This window comes from Clostridium sp. SM-530-WT-3G (assembly GCF_012843905.1).
In the GTDB taxonomy this organism is placed as follows: domain Bacteria; phylum Bacillota; class Clostridia; order Clostridiales; family Clostridiaceae; genus Clostridium.
Map to the genome: position 1 here is coordinate 22,912 of NZ_JABAGC010000024.1, position 23,959 is coordinate 46,870.

Annotated in this window: 24 protein-coding genes and 1 riboswitch; of the genes, 19 read left to right on the top strand and 5 right to left on the bottom strand. The window is 29.8% G+C overall.

Features of this window, described 5'->3' with window-relative positions; genetic code table 11:
* Window positions 1-167 precede the first annotated feature (167 nt).
* The 12 genes from HF850_RS09705 to HF850_RS09760 all read left to right on the top strand — a co-directional run bounded on the left by HF850_RS09705 (window position 168) and on the right by HF850_RS09760 (window position 15,016).
* Window positions 168-1,145, top strand: coding sequence for a pyrroline-5-carboxylate reductase (locus HF850_RS09705; protein WP_169105241.1), 978 nt, complete (start codon window positions 168-170; stop codon window positions 1,143-1,145).
* A gap of 276 nt (window positions 1,146-1,421) precedes the next feature.
* Window positions 1,422-2,867 carry a sodium:alanine symporter family protein gene (locus HF850_RS09710; RefSeq protein ID WP_169105242.1) on the top strand — a complete coding sequence of 482 codons (1,446 nt, stop codon included), beginning with the start codon at window positions 1,422-1,424 and terminating at the stop codon, window positions 2,865-2,867.
* Between the two features lie 343 nt (window positions 2,868-3,210).
* A complete protein-coding gene (locus HF850_RS09715) occupies window positions 3,211-3,603 on the top strand; it encodes an HsmA family protein (RefSeq protein ID WP_169105243.1) in 393 nt (130 codons plus the stop codon).
* 428 nt (window positions 3,604-4,031) lie between these two features.
* Window positions 4,032-4,574, top strand: a complete 543-nt coding sequence (locus HF850_RS09720; protein WP_169105244.1) for a chromate transporter — start codon at window positions 4,032-4,034, stop codon at window positions 4,572-4,574.
* A 124-nt stretch (window positions 4,575-4,698) separates the two neighbouring features.
* The gene (locus tag HF850_RS09725) at window positions 4,699-5,217 is read left to right on the top strand and encodes a chromate transporter (protein WP_169105245.1); all 519 of its coding nucleotides are present in this window, start codon (window positions 4,699-4,701) and stop codon (window positions 5,215-5,217) included.
* A 77-nt stretch (window positions 5,218-5,294) separates the two neighbouring features.
* Entirely contained in the window at window positions 5,295-6,857 is a 1,563-nt protein-coding gene (gene crtI / locus HF850_RS09730; protein ID WP_169105246.1) for a phytoene desaturase family protein, read from the top strand.
* Window positions 6,858-7,118: 261 nt separating this feature from the next.
* Window positions 7,119-7,289: a hypothetical protein gene (locus tag HF850_RS09735; protein WP_169105223.1), complete on the top strand. Its 171-nt coding sequence runs from the start codon at window positions 7,119-7,121 to the stop codon at window positions 7,287-7,289.
* Window positions 7,290-7,536: 247 nt separating this feature from the next.
* The gene (locus tag HF850_RS09740; protein ID WP_347564425.1) at window positions 7,537-8,907 is read left to right on the top strand and encodes an MATE family efflux transporter; all 1,371 of its coding nucleotides are present in this window, start codon (window positions 7,537-7,539) and stop codon (window positions 8,905-8,907) included.
* Window positions 8,908-9,042: 135 nt separating this feature from the next.
* Window positions 9,043-9,993, top strand: a complete 951-nt coding sequence (locus tag HF850_RS09745; RefSeq protein WP_169105248.1) for a flavodoxin domain-containing protein — start codon at window positions 9,043-9,045, stop codon at window positions 9,991-9,993.
* Window positions 9,994-10,340: 347 nt separating this feature from the next.
* Window positions 10,341-12,335, top strand: coding sequence for an FAD-dependent oxidoreductase (locus HF850_RS09750; RefSeq protein ID WP_169105249.1), 1,995 nt, complete (start codon window positions 10,341-10,343; stop codon window positions 12,333-12,335).
* A gap of 193 nt (window positions 12,336-12,528) precedes the next feature.
* On the top strand, window positions 12,529-13,179 hold the full coding sequence (locus HF850_RS09755; RefSeq protein WP_169105250.1) for an SMI1/KNR4 family protein: 651 nt from the start codon (window positions 12,529-12,531) through the stop codon (window positions 13,177-13,179).
* 303 nt (window positions 13,180-13,482) lie between these two features.
* Window positions 13,483-13,583: riboswitch (purine riboswitch) on the top strand.
* A gap of 128 nt (window positions 13,584-13,711) precedes the next feature.
* Window positions 13,712-15,016 carry an NCS2 family permease gene (locus HF850_RS09760; RefSeq protein ID WP_206151640.1) on the top strand — a complete coding sequence of 435 codons (1,305 nt, stop codon included), beginning with the start codon at window positions 13,712-13,714 and terminating at the stop codon, window positions 15,014-15,016.
* Between the two features lie 88 nt (window positions 15,017-15,104).
* On the opposite strand, the gene HF850_RS09765 is transcribed toward HF850_RS09760, so the two are convergent.
* Genes HF850_RS09765 through HF850_RS09785 form a run of 5 tightly spaced genes read right to left on the bottom strand, consistent with a single transcriptional unit; the run spans window position 15,105 to window position 18,556 of the window.
* On the bottom strand, window positions 15,105-16,460 hold the full coding sequence (locus HF850_RS09765; RefSeq protein ID WP_169105251.1) for a hypothetical protein: 1,356 nt from the start codon (window positions 16,458-16,460) through the stop codon (window positions 15,105-15,107).
* Complete coding sequence (locus HF850_RS09770; RefSeq protein WP_169105252.1) at window positions 16,453-16,881, bottom strand: hypothetical protein; 429 nt, start codon at window positions 16,879-16,881, stop codon at window positions 16,453-16,455. Before HF850_RS09770 ends, HF850_RS09765 begins: the two co-directional genes overlap by 8 nt.
* A gap of 36 nt (window positions 16,882-16,917) precedes the next feature.
* Window positions 16,918-17,118, bottom strand: a complete 201-nt coding sequence (locus tag HF850_RS09775) for a hypothetical protein (protein ID WP_169105253.1) — start codon at window positions 17,116-17,118, stop codon at window positions 16,918-16,920.
* A gap of 25 nt (window positions 17,119-17,143) precedes the next feature.
* Complete coding sequence (locus HF850_RS09780; RefSeq protein ID WP_169105254.1) at window positions 17,144-17,449, bottom strand: hypothetical protein; 306 nt, start codon at window positions 17,447-17,449, stop codon at window positions 17,144-17,146.
* Window positions 17,450-17,473: 24 nt separating this feature from the next.
* On the bottom strand, window positions 17,474-18,556 hold the full coding sequence (locus HF850_RS09785) for a hypothetical protein (protein ID WP_169105255.1): 1,083 nt from the start codon (window positions 18,554-18,556) through the stop codon (window positions 17,474-17,476).
* 224 nt (window positions 18,557-18,780) lie between these two features.
* Here HF850_RS09785 and HF850_RS09790 point away from each other — a divergent pair, with 224 nt between their 5' ends.
* The 7 genes from HF850_RS09790 (at window position 18,781) to HF850_RS09815 (ending at window position 23,784) form a co-directional block, all read left to right on the top strand.
* A complete protein-coding gene (locus HF850_RS09790) occupies window positions 18,781-19,371 on the top strand; it encodes a hypothetical protein (RefSeq protein WP_169105256.1) in 591 nt (196 codons plus the stop codon).
* A 251-nt stretch (window positions 19,372-19,622) separates the two neighbouring features.
* Window positions 19,623-19,802 carry a hypothetical protein gene (locus HF850_RS09795; protein WP_169105257.1) on the top strand — a complete coding sequence of 60 codons (180 nt, stop codon included), beginning with the start codon at window positions 19,623-19,625 and terminating at the stop codon, window positions 19,800-19,802.
* Window positions 19,803-20,101: 299 nt separating this feature from the next.
* Window positions 20,102-20,791 (top strand): forkhead N-terminal domain-containing protein, encoded by a 690-nt coding sequence (locus HF850_RS09800; protein ID WP_169105258.1) that lies wholly within the window; start codon window positions 20,102-20,104, stop codon window positions 20,789-20,791.
* A 261-nt stretch (window positions 20,792-21,052) separates the two neighbouring features.
* Entirely contained in the window at window positions 21,053-21,373 is a 321-nt protein-coding gene (locus HF850_RS09805) for an MATE family efflux transporter (RefSeq protein WP_243159457.1), read from the top strand.
* 45 nt (window positions 21,374-21,418) lie between these two features.
* Window positions 21,419-21,694, top strand: coding sequence for a hypothetical protein (locus tag HF850_RS15815; protein WP_243159458.1), 276 nt, complete (start codon window positions 21,419-21,421; stop codon window positions 21,692-21,694).
* A gap of 21 nt (window positions 21,695-21,715) precedes the next feature.
* Window positions 21,716-22,147, top strand: a complete 432-nt coding sequence (locus HF850_RS15820; RefSeq protein ID WP_243159459.1) for a hypothetical protein — start codon at window positions 21,716-21,718, stop codon at window positions 22,145-22,147.
* 401 nt (window positions 22,148-22,548) lie between these two features.
* Window positions 22,549-23,784, top strand: a complete 1,236-nt coding sequence (locus HF850_RS09815) for a U32 family peptidase (RefSeq protein WP_169105260.1) — start codon at window positions 22,549-22,551, stop codon at window positions 23,782-23,784.
* Window positions 23,785-23,959: the final 175 nt, after the last annotated feature.

Consider the following 23,959-nt stretch of genomic DNA (forward strand, 5'->3'; position numbering starts at 1 on the left):
TAAAAATTTATTAAAAATTTAGTCAAAATAATTTAAAAAATTTTAGCTATAATAAAAAGAAAAAGCCTATATAAAAACAAAAGATGAAGGTTCTGTTATAAAAAAATAGCTTTAAAATTCCTGCCAATTTTAGATTAACAGAATATCATTTTTGGGAGGATATTTTTATGAAAAAGATACAATTATTAATGGCATTAGGTATAGTAGTGTGTATGGGGTTAAATGGATGCTCAATAGCAACAACAAAAAGTAACAATTCTACAGCTTCAAGCAGCAGTCAAAGTGAAAATAATAGTACTGCATCACTTAGTACACAAGACAATTCAGAATTTCAAAATGTAATAAGTGAAAATTCTAGCAAATTCCAACAACTTAGCTTTAAAGATCCTGATACAGGAGCTACCCTTGAATATGACTTATATGTACCAAAGGATTATGATGCAAGCAAGACATATCCACTTCTTATGTTTATTCCAGATGAAACAAGCATTGGAAAAACTGCAGAAGAACTTGTTCAACAGTATTATGGGGCTAATATATGGGTGACAGATGAAGATCAATCAAAGCATGAATCTTTTGTATTAGTACCAGCATTTAGTGAGAGACCTGTTAATGATAATTGGAGTGCATCTAATCAAATGGGTGCAGCAGTTAAATTGATTAATGAATTAAAGCAACAATATAGTATTGATAACAATCGTATTTATTCTACAGGGCAAGGTATGGGATGTATGACTTCAATGTATTTAAGTAGTAAATGCTCAGATTTATTTGCAGCTTATTTCTTTGTTTCAAGTGATTGGGACGTTTCTGTATTAAAGGCACTTGAAAATGATAAGTTCTTCTATGTTACAGCTGAAGGTGATACAAAGGCATCTGGTGGCCAGGAAGAAGTAATGAATATGTTTGATGATGAGGGAATAGGTTATACTTATGAAACATGGAGTGCTAAAGAATCTTTAGAAGCACAAAATAAAGATGTGCAAGATATGATTGCGCAAGGAACAAATGCAAATATGATCCGTTTCCAAAAAGGAAGTGTAATGGAACCTGGTGATTCAGAAATGGGAAATAATGATGTGGCAGATGACTATGCTTATAGATTATCATCAATAAGAGACTGGTTATTTGAACAAAGTAAATAGAACTTATAAATCTTATAAAAATAATTTTAATTCTAATTGAAAAATAATTTGAATATGATATAATAATAATTAATAAAAAGTAAATAACTGGAAAAAAGAAATCCGTGATTACAGGACAATGGTGTCTAAACTATGTTCTGTAATTATGGATTTTTTTATTAGTATTTTTAATTGTGAATATGTAATGCCAAAGATAGTAGATTAGTAGAATTAGAATTAAAGTTTCGAGATGATTATTAGAAATTCAGTAATTATAAATTAAAAGGGGGAATAATAATGGAACTATTTTCAAGTATTTTATCAGCCATTGATGATTTTGTATGGGGGCCTGTAATGCTAGTCCTTTTGGTTGGAACAGGTATTTTTTTAACAGTGAGATTAAGATTTCTCACTTGGAGGAACTTGGGTTATGCTTTGAAGAGTGTTTTGAGTAAGGAGGCAAGAACTAAGAAAAGAGGAAGCGGTGATATTTCACCATTTTCAGCACTTATGACAGCCTTAGCTGCAACAATTGGTACTGGTAATATAGTTGGTGTTGCAACAGCTATGGTTCTTGGTGGACCTGGAGCACTTGTATGGATGTGGATTTCAGCGGCATTTGGGCTTACTTCTAAATTTGCAGAATGTATGCTTGCTATCAAGTATCGTGAAGTAAATGAAAATGGTGAAATGTCTGGTGGACCAATGTACACTATGAAACATGCTTTTAAAAATAAAGCATTTGGAAGCTTTATGGGATTCTTATTTGCATTGTTTACAGTGTTAGCTTCATTTGGTATTGGTAACTTAACTCAAGCTAACTCAATTTCATCTGCATTAACTCAGACTTTCAGTATTCCAACTTGGGTAACAGGTTTAGTAATTACAGCTTTAGCGTTATTAATAATTGTTGGTGGTATTAAAAATATTTCAAAGGTTTCACAAGTAGTTGTACCTGCTATGGCTGTATTTTATGTTATAGCTGGATTAATAGTAATTTTAGGTAATATAAGTAATATACCAAGTGGAGTAGCTGCAATATTCTCAATGGCATTTAATATTAAGGCAGTTGCAGGTGGTGTTGGCGGTACTATTATGGTAAGTATGATGCAGTCTTTAAGATGGGGTGTTGCAAGAGGTGTATTTTCAAACGAAGCAGGTCTTGGTTCAGCAGCAATTACAGCAGCTGCAGCAACAACAGATAATCCAGTTCGTCAAGGATATATTAATATGACAGGTACTTTCTTTGATACAATAGTTGTTTGTACTATTACAGGTCTTGCAATTGCAGGTTCAGGAGTTTTAGGAACAGTAGATCCATTAACAGGTGAACTCGTTACGGGATCAGCACTTACAATATTAGCATTTTCAAGTGTTTTGGGTAAGTTTGGTGGATTTTTAGTAAGTTTAGGTATAGCACTATTTGCATTTTCAACAATTATAGGATGGGAATATCATGGTGAAAAAGCATTTGAATATTTAGTTAAAAAGCCAAAATACTGTATTATTTATCGTATTGTATTCTCATTAGTTTCATATATTGGTGCAACTACAACATTAGAAATTGTATGGAATTTCTCAGATGTTATGAATGGTCTTATGGCAATTCCAAACTTAGTATCATTACTTGCATTAAGTGGTGTAGTAGCTAAGGATGTTAAGGAATTCCAAGCTGTTATCAAAGCGGAGAAAGAAGAAAATAAGAAAAATAAAGATATGATTGGTTCAGGTGAATTAGCATAATAATTTTAATGCTCAATTTATTTCTGAGGAATTTATTTAAAAAATGCTGAATTATTATAAGGAGTTTTTTGTGAAGAAATGCAGAAATGTAAAGAGTTTTTCTAGTGTTATGATAAGTAGTTCATTATATATTATAAAAAATTCATACTTAATTTTCTTTTTTAAATATATCTTGTATTTTTATTAGAAAAATTTAAAAATTCAATCACAATGTTTTAAAAATAATTTGATATAATTAGTTTATGCTTATCAATTATCAGCGGTAAGAGACTGGTTATTTAAACAAAGTAAATAACAAAAATAATTCTAATTTGAAGATGTAATTAAGGAGGACGAACAAAAGATGAATATGAAGTTGATTTTTGCAATAGTGACTATAACATTGGCATTGGTATTTTACACTATTGGAGTATTTGGAGAAAGAAAAGCAAAAGAATTGAATTTAACTTGTTTAGTATTTTTTTATTTAGGACTCATATGCGATTCAACAGGAACATTTTTAATGAGTCTTATAGCTAAAAACTCAGTAGTTGTAGATGTAAGTGCAGTGACAATACACCAAATTACTGGATTACTTGCAATCATACTTATGATTTTTCACGCTTTATGGGCTACATATGTATTAAAGAAGAATGATGAAACTAAGAAGAGAGAATTCCATAAATTCAGTATAATAGTTTGGGGAATATGGCTTGTTCCGTATTTCATAGGAATGGCTATAGGAATGATGAAATAATAATGTTTGATAATAAAATTATATATGGATAATTAAGGTTTAAGAGAGTGTAAATTTTGTTCTGTAAGCATGGATTTTTTAGTTCAGTAGTAAATAAAGAAAAATCATGTATCAGATTTAGTTGAAAAAGTTTATATATAAATTAAAAGGCAAAACTCTAAAAGATGAGCAGAGCTTTGTCTTTTGTATCTAAGGTATTAGTTTAACCAATGTTATACTATTATTTTTTTTCTTTAATATAAGAACATTCTTTAAAAAATTAGAATAATTCATATTGATTTGCACACATATTAAGAGTAATTTATAGAAACTGTATTATGGTTAAATACTGTAAGAATTGATTTGATTACACAATATAAATTAAAATAGCTGTGTAGCATATAAATTTTATATATGCTTACAGATAGCTTTAGAATTGGAGGAATCTTATGAAAATTTTACTAGAATTATTTGTTTCTTTTTTCAAGATAGGAGCTTTCACTTTAGGTGGAGGATTTGCAATGATTCCGATTATACAAAAGGAAATTGTAGAAGATAAGAAGTGGATAAAAGAAGATGAATTTCTTGATATGGTTGCACTTTCACAGTCAGCACCAGGACCTATTGCTGTAAATATAAGTGCATTTGTTGGGAAAAAGGTACAAGGGGTAAAAGGTCTTATAGTAGCATCTTTAGGAGCTATATTACCATCATTTATTATAATAATATTAGTAGCATCAATATTCCTAAATATAGAAAATAACTCTATAGTTCAGAGAGTATTTAAGGGGATAAGACCAGCTGTTGTTGCACTTATAGCAGTTCCAGTAATAAATCTAAGTAAAACAGCCAAAATAAATAAGAAAAATTTTATAATACCTGTATTAGCAGCAGTTCTTGTTGCAGGGTTTAATGTTACACCTATCCTTATTGTTTTAGGAGCTATAGCAATAGGTATAGTTGATATTATGATTCATAAAGATAAAAATTAATCATTAATATGACAAATTAGTATTATGATTTACCAGAACTTAAAATGTGTAATTATAAGAGAAGTATTTTATAAATACAGATTTTAAGAAATATACAGAATATGATTATGTTAGGAGAAGCAAAATGTTAATAAGATTATTTTTAACATTCTTTAAAATAGGATTATTTAGTTTTGGTGGAGGATATGCTATGCTTCCGCTTATTAGTCGTGAAGTAGTAGAGACAAATCACTGGCTTACTTCAGAGGGATTTGCCAATATAATTGGAATAAGTCAGGTTACACCAGGACCACTTGCTATAAATACTGCAACTTATGTAGGTTACAAAACAGCAGGAATTTTAGGTTCCACAGCAGCTACATTAGGAGTTGCACTACCATCTATAATTATAGTATACATATTATCTTTATTTTTAGATAAACATGGAAATAATAAGTATGTAGGTGGAATATTAAAATACATAAGACTTTGTGCAATAGGACTTATAGCGGCAGCAGCCATAATGCTTAAAGATGATGTTTTTGCAAATGTTCAAAGTGTACTTATATTTATTGTAGCATTTATATTAAGCTTTAGATTTAAGATGAATCCTATAACATTAGCAATACTTTCAGGGATTGCAGGATTTATTATTTTTAGATAATTGTCGGTATTTAGAAATCAGGATTTATTGTATTTTAAGAGAAAACTAAAAATATAATTTTATAGGGACTGATAAGAATGAAGAATGTAGTTATTATTGGAAGCGGAATAGGGGGATTATGTACTGCAGTCAGGCTTTTAAAGCAAGGTTTTAATGTAACAATCCTTGAAAAGGAAAGTACTATTGGTGGAAAGGTTAATGTAAAAGAAGCACAGGGATTTAGATTTGATCTTACTGCCAGTATACTTATGACACCATATACATATAGTGAAGTCTTTGATTATGCAGGAAGAGATTATAGAAACTATTTCGAATTTATAAAATTAGATCCTATTTACAATGTTAATTATTATGATGGAGTTCAGTTTTATGCATATGAAGATTTAGATAAGATGAAGCATGAGCTTGATAAGCTAGAGAATGAAAGTGAAAGCTTTAAAATTAATTTGGCTAATAATAAAGTTAAGAAATATAGAAATCATTTTAATTCAAACCTTTTTGAACAGTACAAAGAATTTCAAAATAAGTCGCTTAGAAAATATCTTATAGCACAGAGAAAGCTTTTATGTAGGCCAATGATTAATTTCAGGGAACTTTTAAATAAGGACGTTTTAAAATCATTAAATAAAATAAGACCTATTAAAACTTCAGACAGATATATATCTAAAATCATAAAAAATCAGAAATTCAAGGATTATCTTTTATTTTTAACAATGTATATAGGAGTGAATCCTTATGAAAGTTCCAATATATATACTATGATACCTGCAGTTACTCACAACTACGGTGTTTCATATATTAAGGGTGGAGTTTATAAGTATATTTTAGCCCTTGTAAAGCTTATTCACGAAATGGGTGGAAAGATTAAAACAAATACTGAAGCACAACAGATAATAGTAAAACATAATAGAGTTACAGCAGTTAAAACAGAAGACTTAATATATACAAGTGATATAGTGGTATGTAATGCAGATTATCCATATGCAGTAAGAAATTTATTTCATGAAAATATAGAACAGCAGTTAGAAAGAGAAAAGATAGTTAAAATAAAGGGATCTTCATGTTCTGTATTTATTATATATTTAGGGCTTTCAAAAAAGTTTAATGACCTTAATGTACATAATATTTATATAAGCAGTGAACTAAAAAAATCTATAGAACAGGCATTTGAAGGAGAAATTCCAGAGTGTCCATCTGCCTATATTTATTATCCAAGTGCAGTTGATGATACATTATGCAGTAAAGGAAAATCTGTTATGAATATAATGGTGAGAGTTCCTAATTTATTTTATAAAGATATAAAGTGGAATGAAGAAAATATAAGTGAATTAAGAAATAAGACTATTAATGAAATTAAGAAAATTAAAGGACTTGAAAATATAGAAGAATATATAGAGTATGAGGATTACCTTGTACCTGAGGATTTAGAAAATATATTTAATGCATATGAGGGAAGTGCATTTGGATTGAGCCATAAATTAAATCAAAGCCTTGTATTTAGACCACCTATAAAAGAAAAAATTATTGATGGTTTATACTTTATAGGCTCATCTACCCATCCTGGCAATGGAGTATTTATAATAATTAATGGGACTAAAGTGTTGGCAGAGGTCATATGTAAAGACAATCTTTTTAGTTAGTAGTTAACAGTTTACAGTTACCAGTTAGTAGGGAGGATAATTTTATTTGGGTAAAATCTTAATAATATAAACTGTTAACTGTTCATTGTTACTTGCTAACTGAAATAATTGTTTACAATTTAATTGAATAATGTTATAATAAAAGTAATTAAATAATAATTATTGTCGTTTAAAATTTTATATAAAAATGTATTAAATATAAGACTTTAATATAGATTTATGTAAAAGTAATGTGTGAAGCAGACAAAGGAGAAAAGACATATGAGTAATGATTATATAGATAGAATTGAAAAATTAAAAGCTAAAATAAGATTTTATGAAGAACAGATTGCAGAAGATGAAGGAGATGGATTTGAAGAATATGAAATAGAGCTTGTTGCAGCTATAGATGAACTTAATAGATTAACTGAAAAGTTAGATAAAGAATCTTAAAAAAATTCAAAAATTTAACAAAGAATAAATTTTATAAAATTGATAATTTAGTTGTATTAGGAAAATAAATTTATAATTGGATGAAAAGTAATATTAACAAAAGGTAAAGTATAAGTAAAATAAATTGAAAATAATAAAAAATAGGAATATAATTAGTGGGACTATAATGCGTATAGTTTTAATAATGTTGGTAGCGTTGTTAAAACTATGTGCTTTTTTGTTGTAAAAAAGACGGGAGATGGAAAACGTGATATTAACGAAAAGAGCAAAAGTACCACAATATGAACTAATGACGGAAACACCCCTGCCAAAGCTTATAGGAGCGCTTTCAGTTCCAACTATAATAAGTATGCTGGTTACTAATTTATATAACATGGCTGATTCTTATTTTGTAAGTAAGCTGGGGACTAGTGCTAGTGGAGCAATAGGAATAGTATTTTCAATTATGGCAATTTTTCAGGCATTAGGGTTTATGCTAGGCCATGGTTCAGGAAGTATAATAAGTCGTAAATTAGGAGAGAAAGATAGCAATAATGCAATAAAATTTGCTTCAACAAGCTTCTTCTTAGCTATATTGGGAGGGGCAGCAATAGGAATAATAGGTATTATATTTATAAATCCTTTAATGAGATTTTTAGGGAGTACGGAAACTATCCTTCCTTATTCAAGGATATATGGCTTTTATATTTTAATTTCAGCACCAGCAATGGTTTCTGGATGTGTAATGAATAATATTCTAAGATATGAAGGAAAAGCTTCTCTTGCTATGATTGGGCTTACTAGTGGAGCAATTCTTAATGTTATTGGAGATCCTATATTAATATTTGGATTTAATATGGGTATGACAGGTGCTGGACTTTCTACTGCAATATCTCAGTATATAAGTTCAATAATATTATATTGTATGTTTTTAAGAGGAGAAACAACAAGCAAATTTAAGTTTACAAAAGTTACTAAAGATTTTAATGATGTTATTTTAATACTTAAAACTGGTTTTCCAAGCTTTACAAGACAGTCATTAAGCTGTATTTCAACTACTATGCTTAATCAATTCTCAGGATTTTATGGAGATGCTGCAGTAGCTGCAATGAGTATAGTATCAAGAGTTTGTAGTGTTATATTTTCTATTTGTCTTGGTATGGCCCAGGGGCTTCAGCCAGTTGCTGCTTTTAACTATGGGGCAAGAAAATATTTGCGTGTAAGAAAAGCATTTATATTTTCATTCGCATCTAGTACATGTATTATAGCAGTTATAACAGGAATAGCTATGATGGATAGTGGAAACATAATTCAAATATTCCGTGATGATTCAGATGTTATTAAAATAGGAACAGTTGCATTAAGAGCACAGCTTATAGGTATGATTTTTTGTCCTATAGCAGTATGTAGTAATATGATGTTCCAAAGTATAGGTAAAAGCAAAATAGCAACACTCTTAGCTGCTCTTAGAAGTGGAGTATGCTTTATTCCAGTAATATTTTTAATGTCTAATATATTTGGATTAAAAGGTATAGAGATAGCACAACCTATATCAGATATGCTTGTATGCCTTATCACCATTCCATGTACTTTACCATTCCTTAAAGAATTAAAATTAAGTGAATTAGCAGTTGATTAGATATGGTAAAAGGGAGTATAGTTTATGTAAATAGGACATATAAAAAATCACAATAATTTAACATAAACAGAAGTTATTACAATAATTAAGAATAAAAAGTAAAGATGTTCAATATTTATTTATGAGGTGATTACTATGAAGAATAATATTATTACTTATGAAACATATTATGGGACATCAAAGAGGACGGCAGAAATTTTAGCACTTATTATTGGAAATGCAAAAGTTTATAGTATTGATGATGCACCAGAGAATATCAGTATGTATGATAATGTTATTTCAGTATTTGCATTTCATGGCTATATCACTGGACAAAAGACAATGAAGTATCTTAAGGATTTAAATAAATCATTAAATGGAAAGTCTTTAGGATTAGTGGGAGTAGGTCTCATGGAAAATGATATAAATAATTATGGAAAATTAATAGAAGATGCAATTGGAAGAAAAGCTGATTTTACAAAGTTTATTGAAGGCGAATTGAGAATAAACAAGCTTACGGAAGAGGATAGAGGAGTATTGGAAAAATTCCTTGGAGAGCATAATATAAAATTTATGGATATGGGAAAATTCAAGGTGGAAGAAGTATGCGAAGAAGCATGTATAATAAAAGAGTTATTAGAAAAACATAATAAAAAGCTAGATGAATATGAGCTTCAGAAAGCAATAGATGATTATATATCTAGCAAAAATACATGTACACTTACATCTGGAGTATGTGAATTTATAAGGTCAACTCCTATTGAGTACTCATATGTTAACGGATGTTTTTATTTCTTTACTGAAGGTGGATTAAAGTTTAAGGGAATTTTACAGAATCCAAATGTTTCAATCTGTATATATGATGACTACAGTGGAATGGTAAACTTAAAAGGCCTTCAGATAACTGGAAAAGCTGAGCTTATTTCAATTGGTAGTGATGAGTATAAAGAATTGCTTGAAGTAAAGAAATTGAAATTTGAAAATATAAATAAACTTCCTGTAAATCTAAATCTTTTAAAGGTTTATCCAGTTAAGTTTGAATTTTTGAATTCGGATTTTAAAAAGTTTGAAGTAGATGTAAAGCAGAAATTAGAAAAAACTTATTAGTATTATTTTAATATATATATAATAGGTCTTAGTCCTGTATAATAACAGGATTAGGGCCTGTTTTTGCAAATATAATTGTCGAAATTAGTAGATTGATTTTAAAAAAAATAATAAATATAAAAAATATATATAATAAAATTATAAAATTTATAAAAACAAAGACGGAATATAATTGTAAAACTAAAGATTGTTAAAAAAATATCCAATTTTCCTAAAAAAAATCCTCTAAATAGAAACATATCAATATTGACATGTTATAAAAAACGGAATAAAATCAATCTCGGCAAGGCGGTATTTAGGTTTTTTAACTAGATTAAATACTTGTTAACGTTTAAGGGGGATTAACTATGAATAAGTATAAAAAATTATTTGAGCCAATTAAGATTGGTAATTGTGAAATAAAAAACAGATTTGCTTTAGCACCAATGGGACCATTAGGTTTAGCAGATGCTGAAGGTGGATTTAATCAAAGAGGAATTGATTACTATACAGAAAGAGCAAAAGGTGGTACTGGTCTTATAATTACAGGTGTTACTTTTGTTGATAATGAAGTTGAAGAACATAGTATGCCAAGTACTCCATGTCCAACACATAATCCGGTGCACTTTGTAAGAACATCAAGAGAAATGACTGAAAGAATACATGCTTATAATGCAAAGGTGTTTTTACAAATGTCAGGTGGATTTGGTAGAGTTACCATTCCTACAAATGTTGGAGAATATCCACCAGTGGCTCCATCAGCAATACAACACAGATGGCTTGATAAAACATGTAGAGCATTAACTGTAGAAGAAATAAAATCAATAGTTAAAAAATTTGGTGAAGCAGCTGCTAATGCAAAAAGAGCAGGCTTTGATGGAGTTCAAATTCATGCAGTACATGAAGGTTACCTTATAGATCAATTTGCTATTTCATTATTTAACCATAGAACTGATGAATATGGTGGAAGCTTAGAAAATAGATTAAGATTTGCAAAAGAAATAGTTGAAGAAATTAAGAAAACTTGTGGAGAAGATTTCCCAGTTGTTTTAAGATATTCACCAAAGAGCTTTATTAAAGATTTTAGAGATGGAGCACTTCCTGGAGAAGAATTCGTAGAAAAGGGAAGAGATTTAGATGAAGGTATTGAAGCAGCTAAATTATTAGTTGAATATGGATATGATGCTTTAGATGTAGATGCTGGATCATATGACTCATGGTGGTGGAGTCACCCACCAATGTACCAAGAAAAAGGACTTTATAGACCTTTTGCAAAATTAATGAAGGAAACTGTAGATGTTCCAATCATATGTGCAGGAAGAATGGATAATCCAGATATGGCTCTTGAAGCTATTGAAGATGGAACTTGCGATATGATAAGTCTTGGAAGACCATTATTAGCTGATCCTGACTATGTAAATAAATTAAGAGCTAATAAAGTTGATTCAATAAGACCATGTATATCATGCCAAGAAGGATGTATGGGAAGAGTTCAACATTACTCAATGTTAAACTGTGCTGTAAATCCTCAAGCATGTAAAGAAAGAATAAATGCTTATAATCCTATTTTTATTAAGAAGAGAGTATTAATAGTAGGTGGTGGAGTAGCTGGATGTGAAGCTGCTAGAGTTCTTGCTATTAGAGGACATGAACCAGTTCTTTTTGAAAAGAGCGATAGATTAGGTGGAAACTTAATTCCAGGTGGAGCTCCTGACTTTAAGGAAGATGATATAGCATTAGCTGACTGGTATGCACGTACTTTAAAAGAATTAAATGTTGAAGTTAACTTAAATTCTGAAGTTACTAAGGAACAAGTATTAGGCGGTAATTATGATGTAGTTATCATAGCTACAGGTTCTACTCCAAAGGTATTCTCACTTGGTGATGATGAAAAAGTATTTACAGCAGCAGATGTATTAACTGGTAAAAAAGACTGTGGAGATAATACTGTAGTTGTAGGTGGAGGCTTAGTTGGATGTGAACTAGCACTTGACCTTGCTAAGAAAGGTAAGAAAGTAACTATAGTTGAAGCATTAGATAAGATTCTTGCTGTAAATGGACCTTTATGCTCAGCTAATAAGGATATGCTTGAAAGATTAATTCCATTTAACAATATAGAAGTTAAGGCAAATTCAAAAGTTAAGAAATATGAAAATGGAAAACTTATAATGGAAACTGCAAATGGAATAGAAGAACTTCCATGTGATTCAGTAATTTTAGCAGTTGGATATAAGGAAGAAAACAGTCTTTATAAAGAACTTGAATTTGAAGTTCCAAACATTCATTTACTTGGAGATGCTAGAAAAGTATCTAACATAATGTATGCAATCTGGGATGCATTCGAAGTTGCAAACCATATTTAATAATATAAGTTAAAAGTAAAAATTAATATAGAAAAAGCCACTCATTTTATGGGTGGCTTTTTTATTGATAAAAACTTACTGTTATTTACCATTTCTTAATTATTGAGTATTTATAAATAATTGTGGTAAACATAAGATGTATGTAATATAAAATAAGTAGAATGTATTAAATGAATGAAAGGATGACATATATATGAAACTTGAAGAATTAGAAAAGTCTCAAGGAATTAAGTTTCCAGAGTTGTTTAGAAAAATTTATGACACTGGTGCTATGGAATGGATGACACAGCCTGACTCCTGGATAGATGAACATAGAGAAGAATTAGAAAATTCCCATGGAACATTTATGTGGGGAGTGGAAGTAGACTGGGAGCCATTATTGTTTGATGAAATTGAAGAAGAACAGGATTATATATTAACTAGATTAAAAGAATCTGAATCAAAAGGAAACTGGACTAACACTGATTTGCTGAGTAAAAAATTTGGGCTTTCACTTATCCCTTTTGCTCATACAGAGGGGGGAGATGTATATGCCTTTGCTTATAAAGATAAGGAGTTCAGAGATATAATTTTATATAGAAATGATGAAAATGATATTATAAGCTATGGGTCAGATTTTGAGAAGTTTTTAACATGGCAGATGTGCTTTGCTGTAATTGTAGAAGAGCAGGAAATAGATGAAGATATTATTGCACATGCTCAATATTTAAATGATGAACATAAGAATATGTTTGAAAATAAGGATATTGAATTAATTGATAAGACTATGAATGAAATAGAAGAGGAAATGGATAATTCTTCTGATGAGGACTTACTTAATAAGTTCTATAAAATAGAAGAATAAAATATTTAAAATGAGCAGAGGTTAGAAGGCCAATGCTCATTTTTATATAATTATTTATAAATTATAGTCTGTATTATATATAGATTATATATAACGTGTATTTTTAAAATAGTAAAAATATAGTGGAATAAATATTGTTTTTTAAGAAATATATTATTGAATAATAAAATTATTAAAAATAAACCGTTATAAAAATCAAATTATAAATAAAACAAATATTTACAAGCTGAAAAATGTAGACAAGGTAGTATAATTATATTATTATCATACTTAAATTCAGTAGGATTAAAAAAATATAAAAAACATAAATAAAACAAAAGCTATCGTATAAAGTTGATAGAATGGATCAACAGTTTCTACCAGGTCACCGTTATGGCCTGACTACGATATTGGATTCTTATTTTCAATATAGAAAAATAATTAAGGCTAGTATGTATTAAGAAAGCATTTTATTTATATTGAATCTTAAAAATCATTTCAATTTTATCCTTTATGCATAGTTACGTTAACTTAAGATAAAGGAGCAGTATGTATGAATTTTATTTCTAATTATTTTAATTTCAAAGAAAAGGACACGGATTTTAAATCTGAGTTTATTGGGGGAGTTACAACATTCCTTACAATAGCTTATGTACTTTTTGTTATACCAGAAATATTATCACAAGTTGGAATGCCTAAAGAAAGTGTATTTGTAGCTACAGCACTTGCAGCAGCAATTGGTACTTTTATAATTGGGGCAATAGCCAAGTTTCCTATGGTCTTAGCACCAGGTATGGGACTTAATGCATTCTTTGCTTTCAGTGTATGTATTGGTATGGATATACCTTGGCAGACTGCAATTGCAGGAGTTCTTGTATCAGGAATAATATTTGTAATAGTTTCAGCAAGTGGACTTAGACAATACATAATACAAGCAATTCCACAAAATATGAAATATGCAGTATCAGCAGGGATAGGATTATTTATTGCTTTTGTAGGATTTAAAAATGCAGGAATAATAGTTGGAAGTGATTCAACATATGTAGCACTTGGAAATATAAAAGATCCAGGAGTTTTAGTAGCAATACTTGGACTTATAGTAATGGGTATCTTTATGGTAAGAGGAATTAAAATAGCTATATTCTGTGGACTTATAGTATCTATTATAGCTGGATTAGCTATTGGATTAGTAAGTTTCCCAAGCTCAATAGTATCAATACCTCCATCAATGGCACCTACATTTGGAGTGGCTATAACTCATCTTAAAGATGTATTTACACCACAAATGGCTATGGTAATATTCACATTATTATTCATGGATTTCTTTGATACAGCAGGTACTCTTGTTGCAGTAGGTTCTAAGGTTGGTCTTCTTAAGAAAGACGGAAGTATAGAAAATGGTTCAAAAGCTTTACTTTCAGATTCAGTAGCTACTTGTCTTGGAGCAATATTTGGTACTACAAATACAACTTCATGTATGGAGTCATTATCAGGGATAGCAGCAGGAGCTAAAACAGGATTTTCAAGTGTTGTTACAGCAGGATGTTTCTTAGTGAGTTTATTCTTCTCACCACTTTTATCAATGGTAACATCACAAATGACAGCACCAGCACTTATAATAGTAGGTTCACTTTTATGTTCATCTCTTTCAGAAATTGAATGGAGTAAACCTGAAATTTCAATATCAAGTTTCCTTACTATAATCTTAATGCCTCTTACATATAGCATAGGAGAAGGAATCGCATGTGGATTTTTAACATATGTAATATTTATGGTATTTAAAGGAAAGGCTAAGAAAATACATCCTATTATGTATGTTCTTACAGTATTATTCTTAATTTATTTCTTTGTTAAATAATTAAATAATTATTTTATTATACCCATTAGTTCATGATTAAAGTATGTATTCTAAGAGAAAAAATATACTTTAATAAATAACTAATGGGTTATATTTTTGTTATTAGAGCCTGAGTACCAGCTTTATATAGAACATGGCCTTCAGGACTGAAGAACTTAGAGCCAGCATTTTCAACAATTAATCCACCATATAAACCATGAGGCTGATTAGTATTTGCAAATAAATGATCATGGAAGAATATAGTCTTCAGATCTATATCTGCATACCACCTAAAGATTACAGTCTGATTATGAGCTGCACCAGTAAAGTAATTCCAACCTACATTAGAACCATCACTTGAAAGTGGGTCAAACTTAACCAAATGAACATGTGTTCCACAGAATAGAGTATTAACTAAATGCTCAAATGCATTAGGACCAATTTGTTCAGGAAGTTTATTTGTAAAATGAATTTCTATACATTCACCAGCTGTAGCTCTTATAAACAAAGGTTCTGGTTTCTTTAAACCATGTGTGACAGCATATTCATCTTCAGCAAGTACATATAGTCTTCCTTCAGGGTCATTCCATCCTGCAGTGTTGTAGAGTAGTGGCATCTGTATTGCAACTACATCATATCTTCTTATAGGTGCATTTTTAGGAGTTGCATTTGTAAATAAAGCACCTTCCTTCCAGTTAGGAGCAAGAGCATTTTTTTCTAATTGAGTTATAGGAAGAATACGATCCCACCCAATAGGAGGTACAGGAGATTTACATACAACTTTTCCAGGAATAAAAAATGGGAATCCAGGTCTTTTAGGAGTAGGTCTTCTTGGAGGCTTTCTATCTGGAAGTGGAACAAGCGGAGTTAGAGGAGAACCATCAGGATAGCATCTTGAACCATCTTCTAATACATCATGAACTCTTAATATTCCCCACATACCTTCATCAAAGTGAGGATATAAGTGACAGTGGTAAATTACATCTCCATAAGCTTTCTGAAGTGATCCAGCACCATAGAGAATATCAAAAGAAAATGTTTGTCCAGGACCAAATCCTCTTGAATCTACAAGCCTTGAATCAGAATGATTTCTTTCGTCATACCATTGATGAAGGTGAAGATGGAACACATGAGTTTCCTTGGCTGCACCATGAACTACATGCCATCTTACTGGGTCTGCTACATATGCTCTTGGAAGAATAGTTTCTGGAGGATCTCCAAATGCCCATGAATCATGGTGAACTTCCTCACCTTCACATTCAGGACATACAATACCTTCCATTATTAAATGCATTCTATTTCTCATAGGCTCAGACCTATAATTAATAGAGTGAGTCATAGCAGGACCACCACTCATAGGGTCCATTGGTGTTTCACAAAATCTATTTTTTACAGGAGCTTCATCATGGAATATTGTTACGAATTCTCTGAAATCAGGTGTAAAAGGATTATGGATATCAGCCATGAACACTGCTTCCTATTTCAGAACTTAAAGTATTACCTAAATCCATAAATTTGAAGCATCCTTCCACATCTGCATGCCATCTATATATTATTGTTTCATTTGGAATGGCTACAGAATTTTCATTATTTCCAACTTCAGAACCGTCAGAGGTCATAATATCATATAAAAGACCAGCAACGCTCATTGAAGCAGGAAAACATAGTTTATTAGTAAATTTAATTTCTACAATGTCTCCTACATTAGCTCTTATTACAAGAGGCTGAACTAGGTTTATATACGTATCTGTGCATTTGGAAACTAAGTCTTTGACTTTATATTCATTTTCACGAAGTACATACATAAGTCCATTAGGATCAACATCACCGTATCTATTATAAACGATAGGGAGTTCTATTGCAGAAACTTCAAATTGTCTTATCATAAGTTCCTCCTTTCATAATATTTCAAGTATAGAATACTAACCAAAAGCAACTATAGTAGAAATATTAATACGGAAGATAGTACCTAATAATTCATCAGAAGTACCGAATTCAGCTTTTACTCCAACATAGTCTTCTGTAACAAATACTATATGACCCACTATAAAGTAAGGGAAGGTTTCTAGCATAAATATTACTGAATCTTGTTTCTTACAGTTTTCTAATTTATTAAATAACATTTTTTCAAGAATTTAATCACTTCCTTTAATATAATGGAAATCTTTTATCAGAATCATATTCAAAGAAAACAGCTATTTGCTCTAACGGAATAGTTAATGATGTTGGAAAGATGAATTCAGGTGCATTAGGCATTTTTATATTAACTTTTTCTATAACAAGGTAAGAATCAGTTAATTCAGCAATTTTACCGCTAAATACTGGTCTAAATACCTGACCTAATATATTAAGTTGGTTTGGTTTTAATATAAATACGAAATTTGTATCTTTCTTACTTTTTGCATGGTTTAAGCTAGTAAAAATACTTTCAGTATCTTCTAAAGTATTTACCATGATTATTCCTCCTTAATTATTAAACTAATTCATCATCATTCCATTATTTTCTTCGCTTGTTGCTATTGTAATTGTACCGTTTGTTAAAGATCCACCCATAGCAATTTCATCATCTTCACCACAGTGAGGTGCACTATAGATAAATAAAGTAGGAGGTATACTGCAAATTTGAGTAGTTCCATAAACAGCTATTTCTCTACTCATATTTTCTCCTTCTTCAAAGTGGAATATTGCAACAAACTTAGTATGATTAGGGCTGTGGAAGCATTCTATTTTATCAGAAGTTAAGAACATTTCTTCGTCATAATTTACTAAGCACATATTGCCTATATATTTACTGTGTTTTTTACCAATAAAGAATTTAAAAGCAATTTTATTTTCTTTACCAGTACCGCCTTTGCCACATTTACAGCCTTTACCACATTTGAAGCCCTTAACGACGTTAGCTTCAGCACCTGCGTCTGCTTCAGCATCTGCATTACCAATAGTTCCTTGACCTTCAGCAACCATAGTTATCATGTCCATTCTAGGAACATTACAGATAGCATTGCAACATACAGGTTCAAAAATATCATCTGAACCTTTACAAGGTTTTCTGCTATATATAGATTTACAGTCATCATCATATTTGCAATCGTAGCCGTGTTTGCACTTATCATCACATTTACATCCATAAATGCACATGTTTTTATCATCATATTTGTCATCATATTTACAATTCATAGGTTCTTTGTAAAATTTTTCGTAATCAAAATCATTTTTCATCTTAAAATCATCTCCATATAATTCTTCATTTGTTTTTTCAAAAATATTTTCTTTATCAATTTCTTTTTCAATAGTGTCTTTATAATCTGGTAAATTAGATTCCATATTAAAAAGAGTTTCATTGTCAGTTTCTGGGTCAAGAATTTCTTGACTGTTTTTTTGATTAAGGGTTAGTTCTATAACAGGAATATTATCTTTATTATCAAGAAGCAATTTATCAATATTTGGAAGATTATTTTCGTCATTAAAATAGCTTTCTTTAATATTTTGAAAATCCTGTTTTAGATACTTTTCAATACTTTCAGAAAAAGCAATAAGATTGGGGTTTTGTATATTGTTCATTAAAGTATCCTCCTAGTTTGATCAAGTATAATACATAATATGTTAAGAGGTATAAATATGTTAATGAATTTTATTTTTAATATTTAATACAAAAAAACTTGAATTGCATATAATAAATACATTAGTAATGTTTTATTATGCTATAATATAAAAAACATAGTAATGATAACATTAGTGTTTAAATTGAGATAAATATATACAGATTTTGAAAAAGGAATGGACATATGAAGAAGAAAATAATCGGATTATTATTATTAGGCTGCATGACATTAGGGATAATGACAGGATGTAGTTCTAATGAAAATAAAAATGGAAGCACTACACAATCAAATAATAGTTCTACCAGTTCATCGAATATGACAGAAGAAGAAAAGAAAAAGGCTCAGCAGGATGAAATTGAAGAACAGAAAAAGTATGATCTTGAAAACAAATCATCAAGTGATTCATCATCAAGTGAAACTTCAGATAAAATTGTAATTAAGGATGAAGGGTTTATAACTGACTTGGATAAAATATTTGATAATGTAAGTGCATATGAAGGTAAGAGTATAACTATAGAAGGCTTTGTTAGAAATGTAAATGGTAATAATTTTTCTGTTCTTAGGTATTATGATATGCCTCATGAAGACCATACAGATGAAGTTACAGTTGGAATAAATGTTACATATGATGGTGAAATGCCAAAGGATGATGAATGGGTTTTAGTTACTGGAACTATTGAATCTGAAATGTATGATGGGGTTAAGCAGCCTATAATAAAAGCTTCTAAAGTACAAAAACAGTTTACCTGGGGAAAAAAGAAGGTAACCAACTAAATAAAATTATAAATTTAGATATAATCACTAAATAAATAGTGTGACAAAATAACGCTATTTTTTAGTGATTTCTTATTTGATTTTAAATATTATTATTGATTTATAAAATGAAAGGATAAAATATCGAATATTATGTGAATTTTTATATTGGATATAAATATTTTGAGTTATACTTTTTTTGTAAATAGCCATAAATTTGACATAATTCTATATTATAATAGAAATGTAGAAACGGGTTGGAGGTTTTAACTATGATTATAGTAGGTTTAGTAGCAATTTTATTTGCAATAAGTTTTATTTTAATATTAATTGATAGAAATAGCAGTGAAATAAATTTAGTGCCTGTAAGAGTTAAAAATAGTGGTACAGATATTAGAGAAAAGCTTGAAAATGCTGATATAGATGAACTAAAGAGACTAGGGATGATGTAGGAATTATATTTAGGTTTAAATAGATGATTAATATGGCCTGGCATAGTAATGTGTCAGGTCATTTTTGTTGTGCAGAAACTATAAATTTGAGATGATTGAATCCGAATGGTATTAAGGTTTTTTGTCATATGGAAATAAGGGTGATTGGAAATAGAAGTTTAGGTGAATGTTCTTGGAAGGTGTGAAAACTAAGAAGATTCAATTAATTTATTGAAAAAACAATTCTTATTTATTAAAAAAAGTAACAAAAGTGAGAATTTTGAAATAGTATATTAAAGAAAAAGGAGGTGCTTTAAAAAATGGCATTTGAAAGATTTGACAAAGAAAGAGATATGAGAGCAATAAAAAATAAATGCATAGGATGTATGTATTATGATGCTATGTTGATACTAGATGATGGAAGCATGGTTAATGGTATTATTGACCGAGTAGATGATGAAAATGTAGGAATATTAGTTCCACAAGATATGCAGGTTGACGAAGAAGATATTGAAAGTATGACTAACATAGACGGAATGACATATAATAGCGGTATTAATAACATGGATCAAATGGATTATAACATGAATACAACTGGTAGCAGTATGAATGGTATGAACAATATATCTAGTATGAACGGAATGAACACTGGTAGCAGTAATATGAATAACATGGGGAATCCATCTGCTATGGGTGGAATGAGTGCAGGCGGTAGCGGCATGAATAGCATGGGAGGAATCAATATCAGTGGTAATGGTACCATGTCTGATATGAATTCTAATGGTAATATGAATACTAGCAGTAATATGTATAATAAAAATAGTACTACTAGTAACGGAAATATGAAACGCAGAGTTAGAGACTATAATAGATACAATAAATATAGGAGATATGGACATAGAAATTATCCTATAAGAAGAATAAATAGAGTAGGATTATTACCTTATCCTATATACCCAGGATATCCACCTTATCCTATATATCCAGGAAACCCATTCTTACCACTATAATTTTTGATACACATAAGAAAAAAGTTTAGCATTAGATAATTGAGTTTCTAATATAAAATGTACTGTGAGCTTTATGCTTACAGTACATTTTTATGGTAAGTAGTTTACAGCTATTATTGTATTTTTAGGGATTTTAAAAAGAAAGTTTAAGGATTACTATTGTTTAGTGAAAAAAATACTGAATTTTGAATTATGGATATAAAGAAATTAAGTGCAATAAGTAATATAATTTAAAATTGTAAAAAGTAGGAGGTACTAATGATGAAGAGTAATAAAGAAAAACAATATGAAATGATGCTTGAAACGCCAATACCTAAGTTAATAACATCACTAGCTATTCCCACGGTTTTAAGTCAGCTTATATCTACAATTTATAATACAGCAGATACTTATTTTGTGGCTCAGATTGGAACAAGTGCAGCGGCGGCAGTAGGAGTTGTATTTTCACTTATGTCTATAATACAAGCCGTAGGATTTGGAGTAGGAATGGGGGCTAACAGTCTTATAAGTAGAAATTTAGGTGCTAAAAATGAAGAAGTTGCTTATAAATATGGTAGTAGTGCATATATTCTTATAAGTTGAGTAAAATAATTCTTAATAAACTACAGGATTGTGAGTGATTAATTAATGAAAGATTTATTTGATACTACATATATAAATGAGTTAGTTAAAGCTTTTGGAAAAGCAGCTGTTAGAGTTAAAAAATCAGGTTTTGATGGAGTTATAATTCATGGAGCACATGGATATTTTATAAGCCAGTTTTTATGTCCATATTATAATAGACGTACTGATGAATATGGTGGAAGTATTGAAAATCGTTCAAGAATTGTTTTAGAAATATATAAGGAAATAAGAAAACAGGTAGGAGATGATTACCCTATATTAATAAAGTACAATTCTTAAGATTTTATGGAGGAAGGTGGATTGACTAGCGAGGATAGTATTAAAGTTTCTCAGATACTTGAAGAGGCAGGAATTGATGCAATTGAAGTTTCTGGAGGAAATGATTTTTCAAAATATGTTGCAGAGCATAATTTAGATGCAATAAGAAAGCATATAATATCATCTGAAGATAAGCAGTCATATTTTAGAGAACATGCGAAAAAGTTAGCTAAAGCTATTTCGATTCCAGTTATTCTTACTGGTGGTAATAGAAGCGGTGATTTAATGAATGAACTTCTTAATGATCATAATATTAAATACTTTGGTTTGTGTCGTACTTTAGTTAGGGAGCCTGATTTAATAAATAAGTGGTCGGATGGAGAGTATGATGTACCAAAATGTATTACATGTAATCAATGCCTTAGAACTCCAGGGAAAAGGCGTATCTTCAATATAAAGAAAGAAGATATATAGATTTAAAATTGAAAGAAAATTAAAGGATTGAATCGGTTATTATATTTAGAATAAAAGATAAATGTTGATGACATTAAAGATTATAATTATATGTTGAGAAAAAAATATTATTAAATTATCAAAAAAATATATTTAAAATTAATGAATTAATCTGTATTATTTAAAAAATGGTGCAGATTAATTTTTTATTTGGATATTAATTATTATAGAAAGAGTATAGATTTATATTTTTAGTACATTAATTAATGTATAGTAGTAGCCAAAAAGAAACTAATGTTATATTATTAAAGTCTATAATAATTTAATAGTAAAAAAATTTATTTTATATATGAATTATTGAACTGACTGTTTTGAGATAGTTAGTTTATCATAAAGTTTGCAAAGGAGAGCAGGTAAATACTATGAGAAGAAATATAGAATTATTAATTCCAGCAGGTAATCTTGAAAACTTAAAGGTAGCCGTAGCTTATGGTGCAGATGCAGTATTTGTTGGTGGAGAAGTATTCAGCTTACGTGCTAAAGCAACTAATTTTTCAATGGAAGAATTAAAAGAAGGAATAGAATATGCACATCGTCATAATGTAAAAGTGCATGTTACTGTTAATATATTGGCTCATAATGAGGATATGGAACAGGTTAAAGAATATCTTAAAGAGCTTGGAGAGTTAAATCCAGATGCTTTAATTATTGCAGATCCAGGAATATTCTCATTAGCAAAAAGAATAATACCTCATGTTGAAAGACATATCAGTACACAAGCAAATAATACAAACTATGAAACATTTTTATTCTGGTGGGAACTTGGAGCAAAGAGAGTTGTTGCAGCTAGAGAACTTTCATTAGCAGAAATTGCAGAAATAAGAAGACGCATCCCAGAAGAAATGGAAATAGAAAGCTTCATACATGGAGCAATGTGCATGGCTTATTCAGGAAGATGTTCATTAAGTAACTATATGACTGGAAGAGATGCAAATAGAGGGGAATGCTCACACCCATGCAGATGGAATTATTCTGTTATGGAAGAAAAGAGACCAGGAGAATATTTCCCAGTATACGAAAATGAACGTGGAAGCTACATATTTAACTCAAAAGATTTATGCATGATTGAACATATTCCAGAAATGATTGAAGCAGGAATTGACAGCTTTAAGATTGAAGGAAGAATGAAAACAACATTGTATACTGCAACGGTTGCAAGAACTTATAGAAAAGCAATTGATGATTATTTAGAATCTCCTGAAAAGTACAAAGCAAATCTTGAATGGTATAAGGATGAAATAGGAAAATGTACTTTCAGAAACTTTACTACAGGATTCTACTTTGGAAAAGTAGGTGCAGATGCACAAATATATGATGCAAATCTTCATATAACAAATTATGTTTACTTAGGCCAAGTTTTAGATGTAAATGAAAGAGGTCAATGTAAGATACAACAAAAGAATAAGTTCAGTGTTGGAGAAACTATAGAGCTTATGAAACCAGATGGTTCTAATATATTATGTGAAGTTAAAGGAATCTACACTGAAGATGGTGAACCTCAAGAAAGTGCACCACATGCTAAACAAATCTTATGGATTGATTTAGGTTCAGATGTAGAATTACATGAACATGATATTTTAAGAGTGAAAAAGGCTTAAGATTTTATTAAATGAGTTTTAGCAGAATGTTGTGAAGAAAATAGTTCTCAATTATATTCTGTCGCGGTGATAGAAGTAAGAAATAAAATAATTATATTAAAGGGGCTGTCGCACTAAAGTGCGTAGCTCCTTTTTTGAACGCAACAAAACCCAAGCTAAAATAAGCTTGGGTTTT

What these genes read in the sequence shown, in the direction of transcription:
- HF850_RS09705 (WP_169105241.1), top strand. Translation starts at nt 168, where the DNA reads ATGAAAAAGATACAATTATTAATGGCATTAGGTATAGTAGTGTGTATG.
- HF850_RS09710 (WP_169105242.1), top strand. Translation starts at nt 1,422, where the DNA reads ATGGAACTATTTTCAAGTATTTTATCAGCCATTGATGATTTTGTATGG.
- HF850_RS09715 (WP_169105243.1), top strand. Translation starts at nt 3,211, where the DNA reads ATGAATATGAAGTTGATTTTTGCAATAGTGACTATAACATTGGCATTG.
- HF850_RS09720 (WP_169105244.1), top strand. Translation starts at nt 4,032, where the DNA reads ATGAAAATTTTACTAGAATTATTTGTTTCTTTTTTCAAGATAGGAGCT.
- HF850_RS09725 (WP_169105245.1), top strand. Translation starts at nt 4,699, where the DNA reads ATGTTAATAAGATTATTTTTAACATTCTTTAAAATAGGATTATTTAGT.
- crtI (WP_169105246.1), top strand. Translation starts at nt 5,295, where the DNA reads ATGAAGAATGTAGTTATTATTGGAAGCGGAATAGGGGGATTATGTACT.
- HF850_RS09735 (WP_169105223.1), top strand. Translation starts at nt 7,119, where the DNA reads ATGAGTAATGATTATATAGATAGAATTGAAAAATTAAAAGCTAAAATA.
- HF850_RS09745 (WP_169105248.1), top strand. Translation starts at nt 9,043, where the DNA reads ATGAAGAATAATATTATTACTTATGAAACATATTATGGGACATCAAAG.
- HF850_RS09750 (WP_169105249.1), top strand. Translation starts at nt 10,341, where the DNA reads ATGAATAAGTATAAAAAATTATTTGAGCCAATTAAGATTGGTAATTGT.
- HF850_RS09755 (WP_169105250.1), top strand. Translation starts at nt 12,529, where the DNA reads ATGAAACTTGAAGAATTAGAAAAGTCTCAAGGAATTAAGTTTCCAGAG.
- HF850_RS09760 (WP_206151640.1), top strand. Translation starts at nt 13,712, where the DNA reads ATGAATTTTATTTCTAATTATTTTAATTTCAAAGAAAAGGACACGGAT.
- HF850_RS09765 (WP_169105251.1), bottom strand. Translation starts at nt 16,460, where the DNA reads ATGGCTGATATCCATAATCCTTTTACACCTGATTTCAGAGAATTCGTA.
- HF850_RS09770 (WP_169105252.1), bottom strand. Translation starts at nt 16,881, where the DNA reads ATGATAAGACAATTTGAAGTTTCTGCAATAGAACTCCCTATCGTTTAT.
- HF850_RS09775 (WP_169105253.1), bottom strand. Translation starts at nt 17,118, where the DNA reads ATGTTATTTAATAAATTAGAAAACTGTAAGAAACAAGATTCAGTAATA.
- HF850_RS09780 (WP_169105254.1), bottom strand. Translation starts at nt 17,449, where the DNA reads ATGGTAAATACTTTAGAAGATACTGAAAGTATTTTTACTAGCTTAAAC.
- HF850_RS09785 (WP_169105255.1), bottom strand. Translation starts at nt 18,556, where the DNA reads ATGAACAATATACAAAACCCCAATCTTATTGCTTTTTCTGAAAGTATT.
- HF850_RS09790 (WP_169105256.1), top strand. Translation starts at nt 18,781, where the DNA reads ATGAAGAAGAAAATAATCGGATTATTATTATTAGGCTGCATGACATTA.
- HF850_RS09795 (WP_169105257.1), top strand. Translation starts at nt 19,623, where the DNA reads ATGATTATAGTAGGTTTAGTAGCAATTTTATTTGCAATAAGTTTTATT.
- HF850_RS09800 (WP_169105258.1), top strand. Translation starts at nt 20,102, where the DNA reads ATGGCATTTGAAAGATTTGACAAAGAAAGAGATATGAGAGCAATAAAA.
- HF850_RS09805 (WP_243159457.1), top strand. Translation starts at nt 21,053, where the DNA reads ATGAAGAGTAATAAAGAAAAACAATATGAAATGATGCTTGAAACGCCA.
- HF850_RS15815 (WP_243159458.1), top strand. Translation starts at nt 21,419, where the DNA reads ATGAAAGATTTATTTGATACTACATATATAAATGAGTTAGTTAAAGCT.
- HF850_RS09815 (WP_169105260.1), top strand. Translation starts at nt 22,549, where the DNA reads ATGAGAAGAAATATAGAATTATTAATTCCAGCAGGTAATCTTGAAAAC.